The 16,240-nt window shown below is 74.9% G+C and carries 10 protein-coding genes and 1 pseudogene; 10 read left to right on the forward strand and 1 reads right to left on the reverse strand.

Annotated features, from left to right (window positions below):
- Positions 1 to 157: 157 nt before the first annotated feature.
- Positions 158 to 480: pseudogene (locus ACZ4M3_RS02500) on the forward strand (ABC transporter permease subunit); the annotation flags it as partial.
- Positions 481 to 883: 403 nt separating this feature from the next.
- Positions 884 to 2,947, forward strand: coding sequence for an eCIS core domain-containing protein (locus tag ACZ4M3_RS02505; protein WP_467729422.1), 2,064 nt, complete (start codon positions 884 to 886; stop codon positions 2,945 to 2,947).
- A 224-nt stretch (positions 2,948 to 3,171) separates the two neighbouring features.
- Here the strand turns inward: ACZ4M3_RS02505 and ACZ4M3_RS02510 are convergent, their stop codons facing one another.
- Entirely contained in the window at positions 3,172 to 4,524 is a 1,353-nt protein-coding gene (locus ACZ4M3_RS02510; protein ID WP_467729424.1) for a COG1470 family protein, read from the reverse strand.
- A 227-nt stretch (positions 4,525 to 4,751) separates the two neighbouring features.
- Between ACZ4M3_RS02510 and ACZ4M3_RS02515 the strand changes: the two genes are divergently transcribed.
- The 8 genes from ACZ4M3_RS02515 (at position 4,752) to ACZ4M3_RS02550 (ending at position 14,464) form a co-directional block, all read left to right on the forward strand.
- Positions 4,752 to 5,429, forward strand: a complete 678-nt coding sequence (locus ACZ4M3_RS02515) for a helix-turn-helix transcriptional regulator (protein WP_467730112.1) — start codon at positions 4,752 to 4,754, stop codon at positions 5,427 to 5,429.
- Between the two features lie 153 nt (positions 5,430 to 5,582).
- On the forward strand, positions 5,583 to 8,765 hold the full coding sequence (locus ACZ4M3_RS02520; RefSeq protein WP_467729426.1) for a hypothetical protein: 3,183 nt from the start codon (positions 5,583 to 5,585) through the stop codon (positions 8,763 to 8,765).
- Positions 8,762 to 9,493, forward strand: coding sequence for a Pvc16 family protein (locus ACZ4M3_RS02525; protein ID WP_467729428.1), 732 nt, complete (start codon positions 8,762 to 8,764; stop codon positions 9,491 to 9,493). The genes ACZ4M3_RS02520 and ACZ4M3_RS02525 overlap by 4 nt, the downstream gene beginning before the upstream one ends.
- On the forward strand, positions 9,490 to 11,586 hold the full coding sequence (locus tag ACZ4M3_RS02530; protein WP_467729430.1) for an ATP-binding protein: 2,097 nt from the start codon (positions 9,490 to 9,492) through the stop codon (positions 11,584 to 11,586). Before ACZ4M3_RS02525 ends, ACZ4M3_RS02530 begins: the two co-directional genes overlap by 4 nt.
- A gap of 172 nt (positions 11,587 to 11,758) precedes the next feature.
- Positions 11,759 to 13,321, forward strand: coding sequence for a phage tail sheath family protein (locus tag ACZ4M3_RS02535; RefSeq protein ID WP_467729432.1), 1,563 nt, complete (start codon positions 11,759 to 11,761; stop codon positions 13,319 to 13,321).
- Positions 13,322 to 13,371: 50 nt separating this feature from the next.
- Entirely contained in the window at positions 13,372 to 13,812 is a 441-nt protein-coding gene (locus ACZ4M3_RS02540) for a phage tail protein (RefSeq protein WP_190184833.1), read from the forward strand.
- On the forward strand, positions 13,809 to 14,309 hold the full coding sequence (locus tag ACZ4M3_RS02545) for a hypothetical protein (protein ID WP_467729434.1): 501 nt from the start codon (positions 13,809 to 13,811) through the stop codon (positions 14,307 to 14,309). The genes ACZ4M3_RS02540 and ACZ4M3_RS02545 overlap by 4 nt, the downstream gene beginning before the upstream one ends.
- A complete protein-coding gene (locus ACZ4M3_RS02550; RefSeq protein ID WP_167739575.1) occupies positions 14,306 to 14,464 on the forward strand; it encodes a DUF6760 family protein in 159 nt (52 codons plus the stop codon). Before ACZ4M3_RS02545 ends, ACZ4M3_RS02550 begins: the two co-directional genes overlap by 4 nt.
- The last annotated feature ends 1,776 nt before the right edge of the window (positions 14,465 to 16,240 follow it).

The following is a 16,240-nucleotide window of genomic DNA, read 5'->3' on the forward strand; positions in this document are numbered from 1 at the left end:
CCTGCGGGCTCGTCTGCTTGCGCGGCGGCAGGGGAGGGCCCTCACGCGCTTGGCAGGCCGGGCGTCCGGTGTCGGGAGGACCAGCCCGGAGCCGGAGCACCGGGCTGCGCGGCGGCGGCGCCGACCGGGTGGTCTCGACGTCCGCCCGGATCCCGCTCTCGCGGTGGCCACCAGGCTGCTGCGGGTCTCCGTCGCGGACACCGCGGCCACGCCGTACTGCGAAGCGGCACGGCTGGCCGGTGTACGCCGGGTGCGGCTCGGGGTGCGGCACATCCTGCCCAACGCCGCCGGACGGCCGCGCAGGCGCTCACCCTCACCCAGGGGTGCTGGTCGGCTCGGCGGTGGTGCGGGAGAACGTCTTCGACTCCCCGGGCATCGGCCGGGAGCTGCAACTGGCCGTCGCGGCACGGGACGTACCGACTGGTTCAGGGCATCGCCTCCGTCCCGGTCGCGGTGATGCTCGTGGTGGTGCTGCTGGGCGGGCTCGTGCTGTTGCCCGTGTCGCTGGTGTTCGACGGGTTCGTCGAGGGCGCATCGGACGGCGTCCCGGACGGCCCGTCGACGGGTTGCTGCCGCTCCTGGTGGTCGCGGGCTTCGTTTCGCTGCTCGGTTTCACGGGGGCGATCGTGCTCGGGTCCACGGGACTCGGGCCGGGAGCGGCAGCAGCCGGGAGAACGGTGGCCTGACGACGCGGAGTTGCCGCGCCAGGGCGGCTTCATCGGCAACGGCGTCGGGATCCTGCCCGTCCGGTTGTGCCCGCGCCGCGGGCGGGGTGCGGCGGGAGCACGGGGGGTTCCCTTCGGTGTGCACGAAGGGGCATGGCGGCACGGGGGGTTGGGGGGTAAGCAGGAAGCGTCCCACCGCCATATCCGAGAGGCAGCCCATGCGCATCCCCGCCCGAGACAAGGCAGCAGGCGACGCCGCCAAGGACGGCTCCGGCCGGGTCCGGCAGGCGTCCCCGGAGGAGGAACGGGCCGTGGAAGCGCCCGCGCCGGGGTCCCCGGTGGCGCTCCAGCGGGCCGTCGGCAACGCGGCGGTGACGCGCATGCTCGCGTCCGGCCGGGATGCCGCGGCCGTGCAGCGGGCCACCGCGCACCAGGTGCTCCGCTCGGCCGGGCGGCCGCTCGACGGGCCCCTGCGGGAGGAGATGGAGAGCCGGCTCGGCGCCGATTTCTCCGACGTACGGGTGCACAGCGGGCCGACGGCCCAGCGGTCCGCCGCCGAGATCGGGGCGCGGGCCTACACCTCCGGCAGCGATGTCGTGATCGGGGCCGGGGGCGGGGACAAGCACACCCTGGCGCACGAGCTGACCCACGTCATCCAGCAGCGGCAGGGGCCCGTCACCGGGACGGACACGGGCGACGGGCTGCGGGTCAGTGACCCCGGCGACCGGTTCGAGCGGGCGGCCGAGGCCAATGCGAGGCGGGTGATGAGCGGCCCCGCCCCCGTCCAGCGGGACGCCTGCGAGACGCACGGCACAGACGCACACGCACACGCACACACGCACGGGTCGGGCACGTCGTCCGTCGTCCAGCGCAAGGGGTTCGATGAGCTCGGCCCCTCGCTGCCGGCCGACCCGGCGAGCGGCGGAGGGCTGCTGGGCCGGTTCAAGTCGATGACCCGCAAGCAGCCGGAGCCACAGGGCGACCTGGTGGCGCGGGTGCGCGCGGCCATCACGGCGTACGACAACGATCCCAACCGCGACCCCATGCACTGCCTGATGGCGCTGACGAACCTCCAGATGGTCTTCGCCCCGGAGCGGGACGACGCCCCCGAAGCCGTCAAGCCCTGGCTGGATGCCGCGCTCCGTTCGGTCAACGACGAACTGCAGCTGGTGAACGACCAGCTCACCCGCGACGACGCGTTGCCCGACGCGGCCCGGGGCCCGTTCACCGCGATGACCGAGAACGGCATGCTGTGGCAGCAGCAGCAGTGGGCCGACAGCGCGGCCGCGTTCCAGATGCACGGCGCCAGCTACTTCCGAGAGCTGTCGGAGCTCAACCGGGCCGGAATGGCCAAGGAGATCGCCGGAGGACAGGGCGAGCGGAACTGGGTCGGCGGCGTCAGGGACAAGCTGACGACCGCGCTCCAGCAGAGCGTGCTGTGCCACTACACGGGCTCGTCACGGGCCACGACGATGCTCGGCCAGGGGCAGATGAAGTCCAAGACCGAACTGCTCAAGGCGGATCCCGACGCGCCGAACACCTCGGAGGCGTACGACAAACACGTCCTGGCCAACGAGGGCTTCGTCTTCTTCTTCCTGGAAGTACCGGGCAGCCCGTTCCGGGAGACGAGGTTCACCGGCGACGCCGGCGACGAGCCGGCCCGGATCGAGATCCCCCTGACCCGCTCGCCCCTGATGAGCCAGGGCTGGCTGATGCTGAGCGACTTCGCACAGCGCGAGTACCCCACCGTGCGGGCGAAGCCCGGCGACCCGGCGCAGACGCAGAGCCGACTGGGCACCCGCCTGGACACCTTCTCGGACGAGTTCTCCCTGCCGGTACGGAACTTCGACGTCGGGGCGGGCAAGGCGGAACTCCCGGACACGGACAAGATGATGGAGGCGATGGGGGCCGAGCAGGACCCGGAGCGCCGGAGCCAGGTCATGTTCGCCATGACCCAGGCGCTGGCGGACCCGCACAGCACGATGACCTACGGGTCCGGTCAGCAGGAACAGGTCCGTCCCGAGCGGCTGCGGTCCAACACCCTGATGGGCCGGGACATCGTGCCGGGTCTGGCGGAGCGGGGGATCGTGGAGATCCAGCGCATCGAGGAGGTGAACCCCCAGCTCGCGGCCCGGCTCAAGGCGATGTCCGGGGACGAGCTGATGCGCTACCTGCTCAAGGACCTCCTGCGGCCGCAGGTGATGCTGCCGAACACGGTCGACCTCAGCAACGCCCGCGTGGTCACGGCGTCGGGCCAGCAGCTCGCGGTCCCCACGAGCTGACCGGTCGGGGGCGGGGGAGAGGGCCAAGATCAAGTCATCTTCGACCTTCTCCCGAGGACGGTCCGGACGGCGGCGAGCGTCGTCCGGACCGCGGCGTCACGGGATCGTACGGCGGGTAAGGGGGAGGACTCACCGATGGCCCGGGAAGCTGTTTTCGGACGGGGAAGCCAGGGCTCCCCTTTGCTCCGGGGAAAACCTGACAGACGATACCCGTACTGCTTGATTCACCTGAGGTCGCTCAGCACACCGCTCACGTTGAGGACCTCGTGGCATTCCTGCGCCTGACGGCCGGTGGCCGGGGTGCCCGGCTTCGCGCACGTCACCTGGACCGTCACCGTCTCGTTCTCGGTGATCCTGATGGGGGTGACCCAGTGATAGTCCTGGTTGCGGAACGTCTCCAGCGCGATCGTCGTGACCTTGCGTTCGCCGAAGTTGATGGTCACCACGCCTTCGTCGCCCTGGAAGTTGGCGACGACGATGTCCGTGATCCCGAACGTCTTGCCCGTGGGCACGGTGTAGGTGCCGGTCTTGGTCTCGCCGCCGCCGGTCTGCAGGTCGATGGTGGCCGAACTCTGCTGTCCGCCGCCCCCGCCGCTGCCGGTACCCGTACCCGTGCCGGTGCCCGTTCCGGTGCCCGTGCCGCCCGCTCCCGCCCCGGGCTGAGTGTTCTTGCCCCCGCCGCCCGGCTGCTTGGTGCCGCCCGCCGCGGGATTCTGCCCGTTCACGTCCGCCCCGGGCACCGGCCGCTTCTGGGCCACCTCGTCGGCGGCCTCCTTGGCGGTGCTGCGCACGGCCGGGCGTACCAGCATGAACCAGGCGAGCAGCAGCGCGAGCAGCGCCGCCAGGACCGCCAGCAGCCACTTCGGGAAGATCGGGATCTGGACGAACTCCACGTCCAGCGGGGCCCGGACGGCGTCCGGCTCCGGGCGCACCTCGTCGTCCTCGGCAGCTGCGGCTTCGGCGACGTCCACGGTGAAGGGCCAGGTCACCGGGGATCCGAACCACACCGGCCGGCCGGTGCGGACGCGCAGCCGCACCTGCGAGGACTCGCCCGGCTGCAGCTCCAGCCCGGTGGGGCGGAAGTCGAACTTCAGCTCCTCGCCGGGCTGCGCGGGGGTGAAGCCCACCTTCACCGGACTGTTGCCCTCGTTGCGCACGGCCAGCCGATAGCGCCCGCGCAGCCATCCGCGGCGGCGTCTGGGAGCGCTCTCTGCGCGCAGTTCCCGGAACTCCCCGATGTGCACGGTGGTCTCGGGGACCCGTACGGCTTCGGGGTGCTCGGTGGGCAGCAGGCGCACGGCGAGCGGCACGTCGCCCGCCCGCACCTGCGGCGAGCGCGGCGGCGCCAGACGGATCGTCACCGTCTCCGAGGTGCCGGGATAGAGGGAGACGCGGTCGGGCTCCACCGTGGTCCAGGCAGCGCAGTCGCCGACGACTTCCAGGCGGTACGCCTCGACGATGTCGCTGTCGTTGCGAACGGTCAGGCTGGTGGAGGCGGTGCCTCCCGGCATCACCGACACCGGCGGGATGTCGAGGCCGGGCGCGCCAGGGCTGGGAGAGGCTGCTGGGGATGTCACACGGCGACGCTACGGCGACGGCCCGGCCACCTCCACGGTCGCGAGGGCAACGCCCCGGGCAGCTCCGGTGCCCCTGCGGCCTCCACCCAACTCCCCTGTCAAGCACTTCGGTTGGTATCCGCCCATGGGAGCCGGCCCCGACGCATGCCCATTGACGCATCACAGAACAGGTACGACACATGACCTGCGTTGACCACAACGGACCCGTCCCCGCCTTCGGTGCCACCATGCCCCAGGCGCCGGGCGGGAACCCGCCCGGAACCCCTCCCGCCGGCCCCGGCCGGCGGGTCACCGTCGCCGTGTACGCGTCGGACCCGGTCCTGCACGTCGGGATAGTCCACCAGCTGCGCCAGCGGCCCGAGATCGAGCTCGTCGACGACGCCGGGGCGCACCGCGCCCAGGTGTCGCTCGTGGCCGTGGACAGCGTGGACGACGAGACGGCCGCGCTGCTGTACCGGCTGCGGCACAACGCCGAGACCCGTACCGGGCTCGTGGTCGGCACGTTCGAATCGGGGGACGCCCTACAGCGGGCCATCGAATGCGGGGTCACCGCGGTGCTGCGGCGCGCCGAGGCCGACCAGGACCGGCTGCTGCGGCTGGTCCTGGCGATAGCGAACGGCGAGGGCGTGCTGCCCGGTGACCTGCTCGCGAAGCTCCTCGACCACGTCGGCGTCCTGCAGCGGTCCTCGCTCGACCCGCGCGCGGTGTCCCTGTCCACCCTGACCGCACGCGAGGCGGACATGCTGCGCCTGGTGTCGGAGGGGCTGGACACCGCGGAGATCGCGCGCAAGACCTCGTACTCCGAACGGACCGTCAAGAACGTGCTGCACGAGATCATCACGCGGCTGCACCTGCGCAACCGTACGCACGCGGTCGGGTACGCCCTGCGCAACGGGCTGATCTGACCGTGAGGCGGCCAGGCCGCCCACCGGCTGCCCGAAAGCGCAGCCGGTGCTTCCCCCGGGTCCGGCCCCGCGGCCCTGCCGGTCGGCCGCTGCCGGTCGGCAGGGTGGCGGGGTCATACGTAGATGCTGTACCGGACTGTGAGGTGGACCGTGATGGGCACGGGTGACTCCGGCAGTCGGCGACACCGCTGGGGGAGGGCCGGCGCTCCGCTGCTGCTGCTGGTCCCCCTGCTCGCGGTGACGGCGGCGGCCGGCCCGGGCGGCGCGACGGCGCGGACCGTCGCGGCCGACGCCGGCGACAGCCGGGTCGTGTACGCCGGCACCCGCCACCGGAGCCTGGGCCGGGTGGCGGCGACCGGCGCGTCCAGCACCCCGCTGTTCGGGGAGGGCCCGGCCCACCAGGACGTCCAGCCCGCCGCGCTGGGCGACCAACTGGTCTTCGCGAGCCGCCGGGACGAGCCGGCCCCGCAGGTCTACCTGCGGTCCGCGGACGGCTCGGTACGCCGTCTGACCAGCGGCCTGGACGCGGCGAACCCGCGGCTGACCCCGGACGGCCGGGCGGTCGTCTTCGACGCGGCCCAGCCGGCCCGGCCCGGCGGCGGCACCCAGCGCGACCTGTGGCGGGTGCAGACCGACGGCACCGGGCTCACCCGGCTGACCGACACCCCCGCGAACGAGGAGCACCCGACGGTCTCGCCGGACGGCGCACGGCTGGCGTACTCCTCCGACGACGACCGGACCGCCGGACGGCAGGTGTACGTACGCCCCCTGCGGGGCGGCCCGGCCATCCGCGTCTCCGACCCGGGCAACGGCACGGCCACCGAGCCGGCGTGGAACCCGGTGGACGACGCGGTGAACCGGGACGTGATCGCGTACACCGCCACCGGGCCCAACGGGCCCCGCCTGTGGTGGACCGACGGGCGCGGCGGCGGGCCGCTGCTGTCGGGCGCGCAGGCGGGCTGGCGTACCCACGGGGCAGCCTGGCTGCCCGACGGGGACGGGCTGCTCTTCCTCAGCCCGGACCGGACCTGTACCTGCGAGGGCGACTGGGACCACGTGTTCCGGGTGCCCGCGCATTCGGACAAGACCCCCGACGTGGTGCTCAGCGAGGACCGCGAGGTCGGCTCGCCGACCTGGCTCGGTCCGCTGAACGGCGGCGGAACGGTGGTCGAGCGCACCTCGGCGGCCGGTCCGCACGTGGTGACCCTCCAAGACGCCCGGATGGACGGCTCCGACCCCCGCGACCTGGGCCTGACCATCCTCAAGGAGGACCCGGCCGCCGACACGAACACGGACCCGGCCAAGGACCCGCTGTTCCAGCCCGCCGCCGGGTTCGACCCGTGGACCGAGCGGCAGAACTACACGCCCGACGGCCGGCGGATCGTGCTGACCCGCTTCGAGGACACGCCCGACGGCCGCATCGAGCGGATCTGGACGGCCGACGCCGACGGCGCCAACGCGGCGCCCCTGCCGCTCGCGGGCCGCGGCCCCAAGGACTGGGACACCGACCCGACGTTCTCTCCCGACGGCAGGCTGCTGGCCTTCACCCGGACCTCGCCCGGCGGGGTCGGCGGGGGCTCGGGCCGGGGGCGCATCCTGATCGCGGACGCCGCGACCGGTGCGCTGCGCGGCGAAGTCCGCTCGCCCGAGGGCCAGGCATGGACCGGCGACGCCCAGCCCACCTGGTCCTCCGACGGCACGGTCCTGGCCTTCACCCGCAACCAGGTGATCAACGGCGGCGGCGGCAACAAGCACGTCTGGACGGTGCCGGTGGACCACCTCGACCGGCAGCGCGACCTGAGCGCGGCCTTCTGCCCCGGCGCCTGCGAGGTCATCGACGACAGCCCGGCGTTCTCCCCGGACGGCGTCACCATCGCCTTCAACCGCAAGAAGGGCGGCGGCCGCCTCGACGAAGGCGGAGGCATCCTGCTCGCCTCCGCTACGGGCGGCTCCTGCCGGGTCCTGCTGCCCGCCGCCGCCCGCGACGTACCGGGGGCCTGCGGCCGCGACCTGCCCGACCCCCCGGCCGGCGGCCCCTTCCAGCCCCGCGACGCCGCCTGGACGGCCGACGGCAAGAGCCTGGTGCTCAGCGCCCGCGGCGCCCGGGCCGCCAACAGCCCGGAGAAGCTGAAGCTGGTGGACGTGGCCTCCGGCGCGCACCGCCTGCTCGTCACCGGCCTGCCGGGCCGGCAGAAGGAACCCGGTGTGCAGCAGTCGGTTGACCTCGCCGTCCAGGCGCCCGCCCGGGCCGCGCCGCTCACCGTCGGCGACTCCGCCGCCGTCCGGGTCGACGTCGTCAACCACGGCCCGGCGGCCTCACCGGGCACCCGGCTGACCGTCGCGCCGCCGGCCGGCCTCACCGTGACCGGACTCACCGCGCCGGGCGCCACCTGCGACGCGGCGGCGCTGACCTGCGCCCTGGGCGTGGTGCCCCCCGGCGCCACCGTCCCGGTGACCGCCACCCTCACCGGGGTCACCCCCGGCGACCAGCCCGTGGACTGGTCCGTCACCGGTACGGTGCTCGACCCCCGCCCCACGGACAATGCCGACCGGACCGTGGTGCCGGTGCGCGCGGCGCCCGAACCCCCGACATCGCCGCCGCCCACCCCCACCCCGCCGACCCCCACCCCTACTCCGCAGCCGCCCACCCCGGCCCCGCCGACCACCACGCCCCCGCCGCCCGCGCCGCCGGCCGGGCCCGGGCTGAGCCTCACGGCGCAGCCGAACCCCGGCTACGTGGGGGGCCGCGTCGTGGTCACGTACACCGTCCGCAACGGCCGCAACGCCCTTGCCACCGGCCTGCGGCTGCGCATCGGCCTCCCCGAGGGCGTCCCCCACGGCGGGCCGCCGCCCGGCTGCGACCAGGCCTGGACCTGCGCGCTGCCGGACCTGGCCCCGGGCGCCCGGACCGTCCTCCAGGTCGTCCTCAGTCCCGACAAGGCGCTCACCGGCCTGCTGACCGGCGCCCTCACCACGACCGGCACCGACGCCGACCCCGGCGACAACAACGCCCGGCAGCAGCTGCGCATCCTCCAGCCGCGCATCGTCGCGGTGCCGCCGATCGGCAAGCCCGGCTTCGTCACCTCGGTGCGCGGCGAGGACTTCCCGCCCGGCGTGCCGGTGCGGTTCACGTGGCAGCCGGGCATCACGGCCGCGGCGGCGCCGACCCGGCCCGGGCCCGACGGCCGGTTCATCGGCCAGCTGCTGATCCTCGCCAAGGACCAGACCGGCCCCCGCACCATCACCGCGAGCGGCCCCGGCTTCTCCCCGGTGCAGACCGGCTTCCTGGTGGTCAGCGGCACGATCCAGCCGCCCAACGAGACGGTCCGCCGGTGATCCACGAGGTCGACGAGGGGCTCCGCCAACTGCTGGCGGAGTCCGGCCTGGAGGCGTCGGGCGTCGAGGTGGTGTTCGACGCGCCGACGCGGGACTGGGCGGCGCGCCGCAGCGCCCCCACGGTCTGCGTGTTCCTGTACGACGTACGCGAGGACCACACCCGGCGCGCCAGCGGCGGGGGCGAGGTGTACGACGCGGACGGGTTCCTCGCCGCGCGCCGCGCCCCGGCGCGCTGGTTCGAGTTGACGTACCTGGTCACCGCATGGGCGACCCGGCCGCAGGACGAACACCGGCTGCTCTCCCAGGTGCTGGCCTGCCTCGTGTCGACCGACTCGCTGCCCCCGCGCCTGCTCACCGGCTCGCTCGCCGAACTCGGCCTGATCGTGGGCATGGACGGCGGCGGCACCGGGCTCGACGCACCCGCCGCCTCCGACGTGTGGTCGGCGCTGGGCGGGGAACTGAAGCCGTCGTTGGGCCTGCGCGTACGGGCGCCGCTGGCCGGGGCGACCACGGCCGTCGCCCCGCCGGTGACCGAGGGGCTCGCCGTACGCTCCCAGCAGCGCACCGGCCGGGCCGGGCCGGCCGGGCCGGACGAGCGGGACACGCCCGAGGCCCTGCGCCGGCTGCGCTACGTGGAGGTGGCCGAGCCGGGCCGGGAGGGCTTCGGCGGCTCCCGGGAACGGGCGCAGGCTCCCGCGCGCCGCCGACGGGGGGAACGGCAGCCGTGACGCACACCGTCCGGGCTCCGGCCCACCCGGTCCCGTACCTGTGGACGCGGCTACGGCTCGTCGAGGAGCGGGTACGGCAGGCCGTCGCGCTGCGCCGCGCCGTCGATCCCGATCCGGACGACCCGTACCGGGGCCAGTACCTCACCCCCGAGGCGGCCGCCCGGATCCTGGACCCCCGGTACGAAGCCGCCCTGCCCCCGCTCGACCCGGAGGATCCGCCGCTCGGCTCCCCGCTCGACGTCCTGGCCAGGCGCTTCGCGCTGGCGCCGCTGGACGTGGACCTGCTCCTGATCGCCCTCGCGCCGGACCTGGACGCCCGCTTCGAGCGGCTCTACGGCTACCTCAACGACGACCTGACGCGCCGCCGGCCGACCGTCGGACTCGCCCTCGAACTGTGCGGCCGCACCGGGACGGCGACGGCGCGGTTCCGGCTCGCCCCGACCGCGCCGCTCGTCGCGGGCGGCCTGCTGGAGGTCACCGAGCCCGAACGGCCGCCCCTGTCACGGGTACTGGCCGTGCCCGACCGGGTCACCGCCCACCTGCTCGGCGACGCCTCGCCCGACCCCCGACTGGCCGATGTGCTCGGCGAACCCGCCGACGACCCGGCCGTCGACCCGGCCGAGCTGCACCGGGCCTCCGCCGCGGCCGGCAGCGGCACCGGCCACGTCCACCTGCGGACCCGCGGCGGCGACGCCGAAGGCCTGGCCGCCGCCGCGCTCCGCGCGCGCGGACTGCGCCCCCTGGGCCTGGCCGCGGCGGCGCTGGCGCACGACCCCCGCGCCGTGCCCGGCCTCGCCCGGGCCGTGGCCCGCGAGGCCCGGCTGCTGGGCGGCGGCGTGCTGCTCGGGCCGGTGGAGGAACTGCCCGACAAGCCCGACGAGCGGACCCGCGTCCTGCGCACCCTGTGCACGGTGCTGCGGGACGTCCCCCTGTTCACCTACGGCACCAGCGGCTGGGAACCCGCCTGGGCGGCCGACACCCCCGTCACACTGACGGTCGCCGCCCCCACCCCCGAACGGCAGGCCGCGCGCTGGCGGCACGCGCTGGAGCGGGCCGCCGCGGAACACGCCGACGGGGGCGCACCGGCCGCGGCCGGCGCCGACGCCGACGCGCTCGCCCGGTCCGTGTCCGCGCACCGCCTCGACGCCGGGCAACTGCGCCGCGCCGCCGGCGCCGCGGCGCGTACGGCCGCGCTCGACGGCCGCCCGGTCTCCGCCGCCGACCTGCGCACCGCCGTACGCGCCCAGAACGGCGCGGGCCTCGCCCGCCTCGCCCGCCGGGTGGAGCCCGCGGTGGGCTGGGACGACCTGGTGCTGCCCGCCCCCACCCACCGCCGGTTACGGGACCTCGCGGTGCGCGCCCGCCACCGCGACCAGGTGCTCGGCCAGTGGGGCATGCGGCCCGGCGGCGGTCGCGGACGCGGGGTGATCGCGCTGTTCGCGGGCTCCTCCGGTACCGGAAAGACCATGTCGGCCGAAGTCGTGGCGGCCGACCTGGGCATGGACCTGTACGTGGTGGACCTGTCGACGGTCGTGGACAAGTACGTCGGCGAGACCGAGAAGAACCTGGAGCGGATCTTCACCGAGGCGTCGGCCGTCAACGCGGTGCTGCTGTTCGACGAGGCCGACGCGATCTTCGGCAAGCGCTCCGAGGTGAAGGGCGCCCATGACAAGCACGCCAACATGGAGTCGGCCTACCTGCTCCAGCGGATGGAGTCCTTCGACGGCATCGCCATCTTGACCACCAACCTGCGGGCCAACCTCGACGAGGCGTTCACCCGGCGCCTGGACGTGGTCGCGGACTTCCCGGTGCCCGACGCCACGCAGCGTCTGGCCCTGTGGGAGCGCTGCCTGGGCAGCCGGGTGCCCAGGGCCGGCGACCTCGATCTCGCCTTCTGCGCGGACCGGTTCGAACTGGCCGGAGGCTCGATCCGGGCCTGCGCGGTGACCGCGGCCTACTTCGCGGCCGCGTCGGGGGAGCCGCTGACCATGGGGCAGGTGGTGACGGCCGTCGCCCAGGAGTACCGCAAGCTCGGCCGGCTGGTCCTGGCGGGCGAGTTCGGGCCGTACGTGGACCAGGTCGCGCACGTGTGAGCCGGGTGGCGCCGGACGGGACGGCCGCGCTGCCTGGACGGTCCGGCGGGGGCGACCGGGAGGGCAGCGCACCTGCCCCCGGCCAGGTCCGAACGCACCTCCCGTCCGTGATCGCCGCCGGAAAGGCTGTGGGTGGACCTGATGCACTGACCGTCATACGAAGGAGCGAGCAATGGCGACGTACCTCACCCCGGGCGTGTACGTGGAGGAGGTGCAGTCGGGTGCCCGCCCCATCGAAGGGGTCGGCACCGCCGTCGCCGCGTTCGTCGGGTTCGCCCAGAGCGGGCCCTTCCACGAGCCGACGCTGGTCACCAGCTGGGACCAGTACACCCAGCACTTCGGCGGCTTCACCGAGGGCGCCTACCTGCCGCACTCCGTGTACGGCTACTTCGCCAACGGCGGCGGCGCCGCGTACGTCGTCCGCATCGGCGGGTCCGGTGCGGAGGCCTCCGCACCGGCCGCCACCGGCGGACTCCCCCAGCCCCGCGCCGTGGAGCCGGTCGAGCTCGGCGGCTTCCTGGTCGCGGCCCGGCCGGGCGTCACCGGCGTGTCCGTGGAGATCGCCGACGCGGACGGCGAGAACCCGCCCGAGGACCGCTTCAAGGTCCTGGTCCGCCAGGGCGACCAGGTCGCCGAGACCTACGAGGCGTCCGCCCGCAAGAACGTCAAGGGCTACCTCGTCGCCGTGGCCCGCGCCTCGAAGCTGATCGAGGTCACCGAGCAGCGGGGCGCGGCCCAGACCCGGCCCGCCGGCCAGACCGTGGCCGTCCCGGACGCCGCGGCCGCGGCGCCCGCTCCGGCCGGCCAGGGCGGCGACGTGGCCCGGCTCGACCCGGCCGAGTACGTCGGCGACGCGGGGGCCCGTACCGGGTTCGCCGGCCTGGAGACCATCGACGAGATCACCATGGTCGCGGTGCCGGACCTGATGAGCGCCTACGAGCGCGGCGACATCGACTCCGAGGGCGTGCGCACCGTGCAGCTCGCGGTGATCTCGCACTGCGAGCAGATGGGCGACCGGGTGGCCGTCCTCGACAGCCCGCCCGGGCTCTCCGCGCAGCAGGTCCGCAGCTGGCGCAACGACGAGGCGGGCTACGACTCCCGCTACGCCGCCCTCTACTACCCGTGGATCCGGGTCTTCGACCCGGCCGCCGGGCGCAACGCGACCGTCCCGCCGAGCGGTCACATCGCCGGCGTATGGGCGCGCAGCGACGCCGAGCGCGGTGTCCACAAGGCCCCCGCCAACGAGGTGATCCGCGGTGCGGTGGACCTGGAACTGCGCCTGAGCAAGGGCGAGCAGGACCTGCTGAACCCGATCGGGGTGAACTGCGTACGGGCCTTCCCCGGCCGGGGCATCCGGATCTGGGGCGCCCGCACCCTGTCCTCCGACCCGGCCTGGCGCTACCTGAACGTGCGCCGCCTCTTCAACTACCTGGAGGAGTCGATCCTCCTGGGCACCCAGTGGGTGGTCTTCGAGCCCAACGACGACCGGCTCTGGTCGAGCATCCGGCGCAACGTGACCGCGTTCCTGACCGAGGAGTGGCGAAACGGCGCGCTGTTCGGGCGTACGGCGGCGGAGGCGTTCTACGTCAAGTGCGACCGGGACAACAACCCGCAGGAGTCGATCGACCTGGGCCGGGTGATCTGTGAGATCGGCGTGTCGCCCGTGAAGCCCGCCGAGTTCGTGGTGTTCCGGCTGGCCCAGTTCTCCGACAGCACCAGCCTCGTCGACGAGTGACCCGCGCGTTCATCACATTCGTTTCCAGCAAGGAGAGGTGACAGACAGTCATGGCAGAGGGCGATGCTCTTTCCACCCATATCTTCGGCGTACAGCTCGGTGGTTACCTGGTCGAATCGGTCCAGGAGATCAGCGGCATGACCGTCGAGGAGGAGGTGGTCGAGGTCCGTCAGGTCAGCAAGGACGGCAAACAGATCATCCGCAAGCAACCCGGCGCCCGCCAGGCCGGCGAGGTCACGATCACCCGGGGACTCGACAAGAGCAGCGAGTTCACCAAGTGGATCAAGGAGACCCTGAACAACGGGGCCGTCGACACCGCACGGCAGAACCTCACCATCGAGATCAAGGACTCCACGGGCGAGACCGTCCGCCGCATCCAGCTGATGAACGGGTGGGCCTCCAAGTGGGAGGGCCCCTCCCTCAAGGCCGGCGAGTCCGCCGCGGCCACCGAGTCCGTGACCATCGTGTTCGAGGAGATCGTCGTCGAATGAGGCGCCGTACGGTGACGGCGGGCAGCCTGGAGGAGATCCTCCAGGTGACGGCGCCCGCCACGACCCCGGAGCAGCCGGCGCCACCCCCGGCCGCCGCCGCTCCGCCGGCGGCGCGGCAGGACCACGGGCTGCGCACGGAGTTCGAGTTCGAGCTGCCGCGCGGGTACGTGGACGAGGCGGGCACCGTGCACCGGCACGGGTCGATGCGGCTGGCCACCGCCCGCGACGAGCTGCGCCCGCAGATCGACCTGCGGGTGAAGGAGAACCCGGCGTACCTGAGCGTGGTGCTGCTCAGCCAGGTGATCACCCGGCTCGGCACCATCACCGACGTGCACGCCGGGGTCGTGGAGCGGATGTACGCGACCGACGTGGCGTTCCTCCAGGACTTCTACCGGCGCGTCAACAGCGAGGGCCACACCCGAGCGGCGGTCACCTGTCCGCACTGCGAAGGCGGCTTCGAGGTCGACCTGTCCGGTGGGCGCCTGGGGGAATCGTGACGTACGCGCTCCCCCGGTTGAGGGAGGAGATCGCGTACATCGCCTACCACTTCCACTGGCAGCGCGACGAGATCCTCGATCTGACCCACGGTGAACGGCAGGAGTGGGTCACCGAGATCGCACGTATCAACACCCGGGTGAACGAAGGCGGTTGAGCAGATGGCATGGCGGGACAGGCTGCGCCGACGGGCCGCGACGGCCTCCGGCACGGCGTCGGCGACGGCTGCCGCCGGGCCGGCCGTCGGCGTGCCGGTTGCCGGGGTGCCCGGCGACTGGGACGGCGGTTGGCGCCGGACGGCACCGCCCGTGCTGACCGTGTCCCGCGCGCCGATGGGCGTCAGCGACGGGCTCGCCTTCCGGGCCGGCCTGGCCGCGTGGCGCGACCCGTCGTTCGACACCGGGCTCGCCCACGCCCTGCTGCCGACCGCCCCGGCCGGTCTCGTACGCGGCGTGGCCCGCCCCGCCACCGGCCACCCCACCCACACCGGCGGCGGCCCGCTGCTGCTGCGGGCGCTGCGCCGCCCGGACGAAGCGGAACCCGCGCCGGGGGCGCAGCCGCCGGTCGAGCCGGTACGGCGGTCCGGCGCGGCGGCGGTTGCCCGCGCCACCACGCGCGGCGGCAGGGCGGCGGCCACGGAGGCCCCCGCGTCGGGCTCGCCGAGCCGGGGCCGAGCCGTGCGGGGCTCCGCCGAACCGTCGCGCGGTGCGGCAGCGTCGGCGGGCGACTCCGGGCCGGGCTCCGCAGCGCCTGCTTCTGGCGGTGTCCGCTCGGGTGCGCCTGCGGGCGGCGCGCCGGGTCCGGTCGTCGGGCGGGCTTCGGCCCGTGGTGGCGCGGGGTCCGGGACGCCGGCACAGCGGGCCGTGCCGGGCTCCGCCGCCGACGGCTCGGGTGGGCCTGTCGGCGGCGCGCCGGGTGCGGGGACGCCCGCACAGCGGGCCCCGTTGGGGGCGCCGGGTGCGGGGCGGCCCGTGCTGGGCTCCGCCGCCGACGGCTCGGGTGGCCGTGCGGGCACCACGCCGGGTCCGGTCGTCGGGCGGGCCTCGGCCCGTGGTGGCGCGGGGGACGTTGCCGGGCCGGGCTCCGTAGCGCCTGCTTCTGGCGGTGTCCGCTCGGGTGGCGCTGCTGGCGGCGCGCCGGGTCCGGTCGTCGGGCGGGCTTCGGCCCGTGGTGGCGCGGGGTCCGGGGCGCCCACACAGCGGGCCGTGACGGGCTCCGCCGCGCCGTCGCGCGGTGCCGACGGCTCGGGTGGCCGCGGCGCCACGCCGGGCCCGATCGTCTCCGGGCCGGACCGTCCCGCGCCGGGTTCCGTACCGCCTGCCGCTGCCACCGGCACCCGTGGCGCCGCGCCGGGTCCGGTCGTCGGGCGGGCTTCGGCCCGTGGTGGCGCGGGGTCCGGGACGCCGGGTTCGCCGACGCCCGCACAGCGGGCCGTGCCGGGCTCCGCCGCGCCGTCGCGCGGCGCCGACCGTGCGGCCGTGTCCGCAGACGGCTCGGTGCCGGGTTCCGTTCCGTCTGCCTCCGGCGCTGACCGCCCGGATGCGCCTGCCGTCGGGCGGGCCTCCGGCCGTGGCGGCGCGGGGTCGGCGGGGGAGGCCGGTATCCGTGGCCTCACGCCCACGCACTCCGCAGCGGTGCTCGGCACGCCCCCGGCCGCCGTACAGCGGGCGGGCGACGGCACCGCCGCGTCCCCCGACGCGCCCGGCCGCACACCGCCGCCCGTACGGTTCCCGCTGGTCCGCCGCATCGCGGTGGTCCCCGGAGCTGCCGCCGAAGGCGCCCCGGCCCAGGGTGCCCCCGTCACCGGATCCCGGTCCGTCCCGGCCGACGCCGCTGTCCGCCCCCGCCGCACCGGCGGGGGGCCGCCCGGCCAGCGGGCCGCGGCGTCCGGGTCCGCCCCGGCCGCCGCCGGTGCCCGTTCCGGCCGTACGGG

The sequence above is a fragment of the Streptomyces sp. NPDC026522 genome (assembly GCF_055567555.1).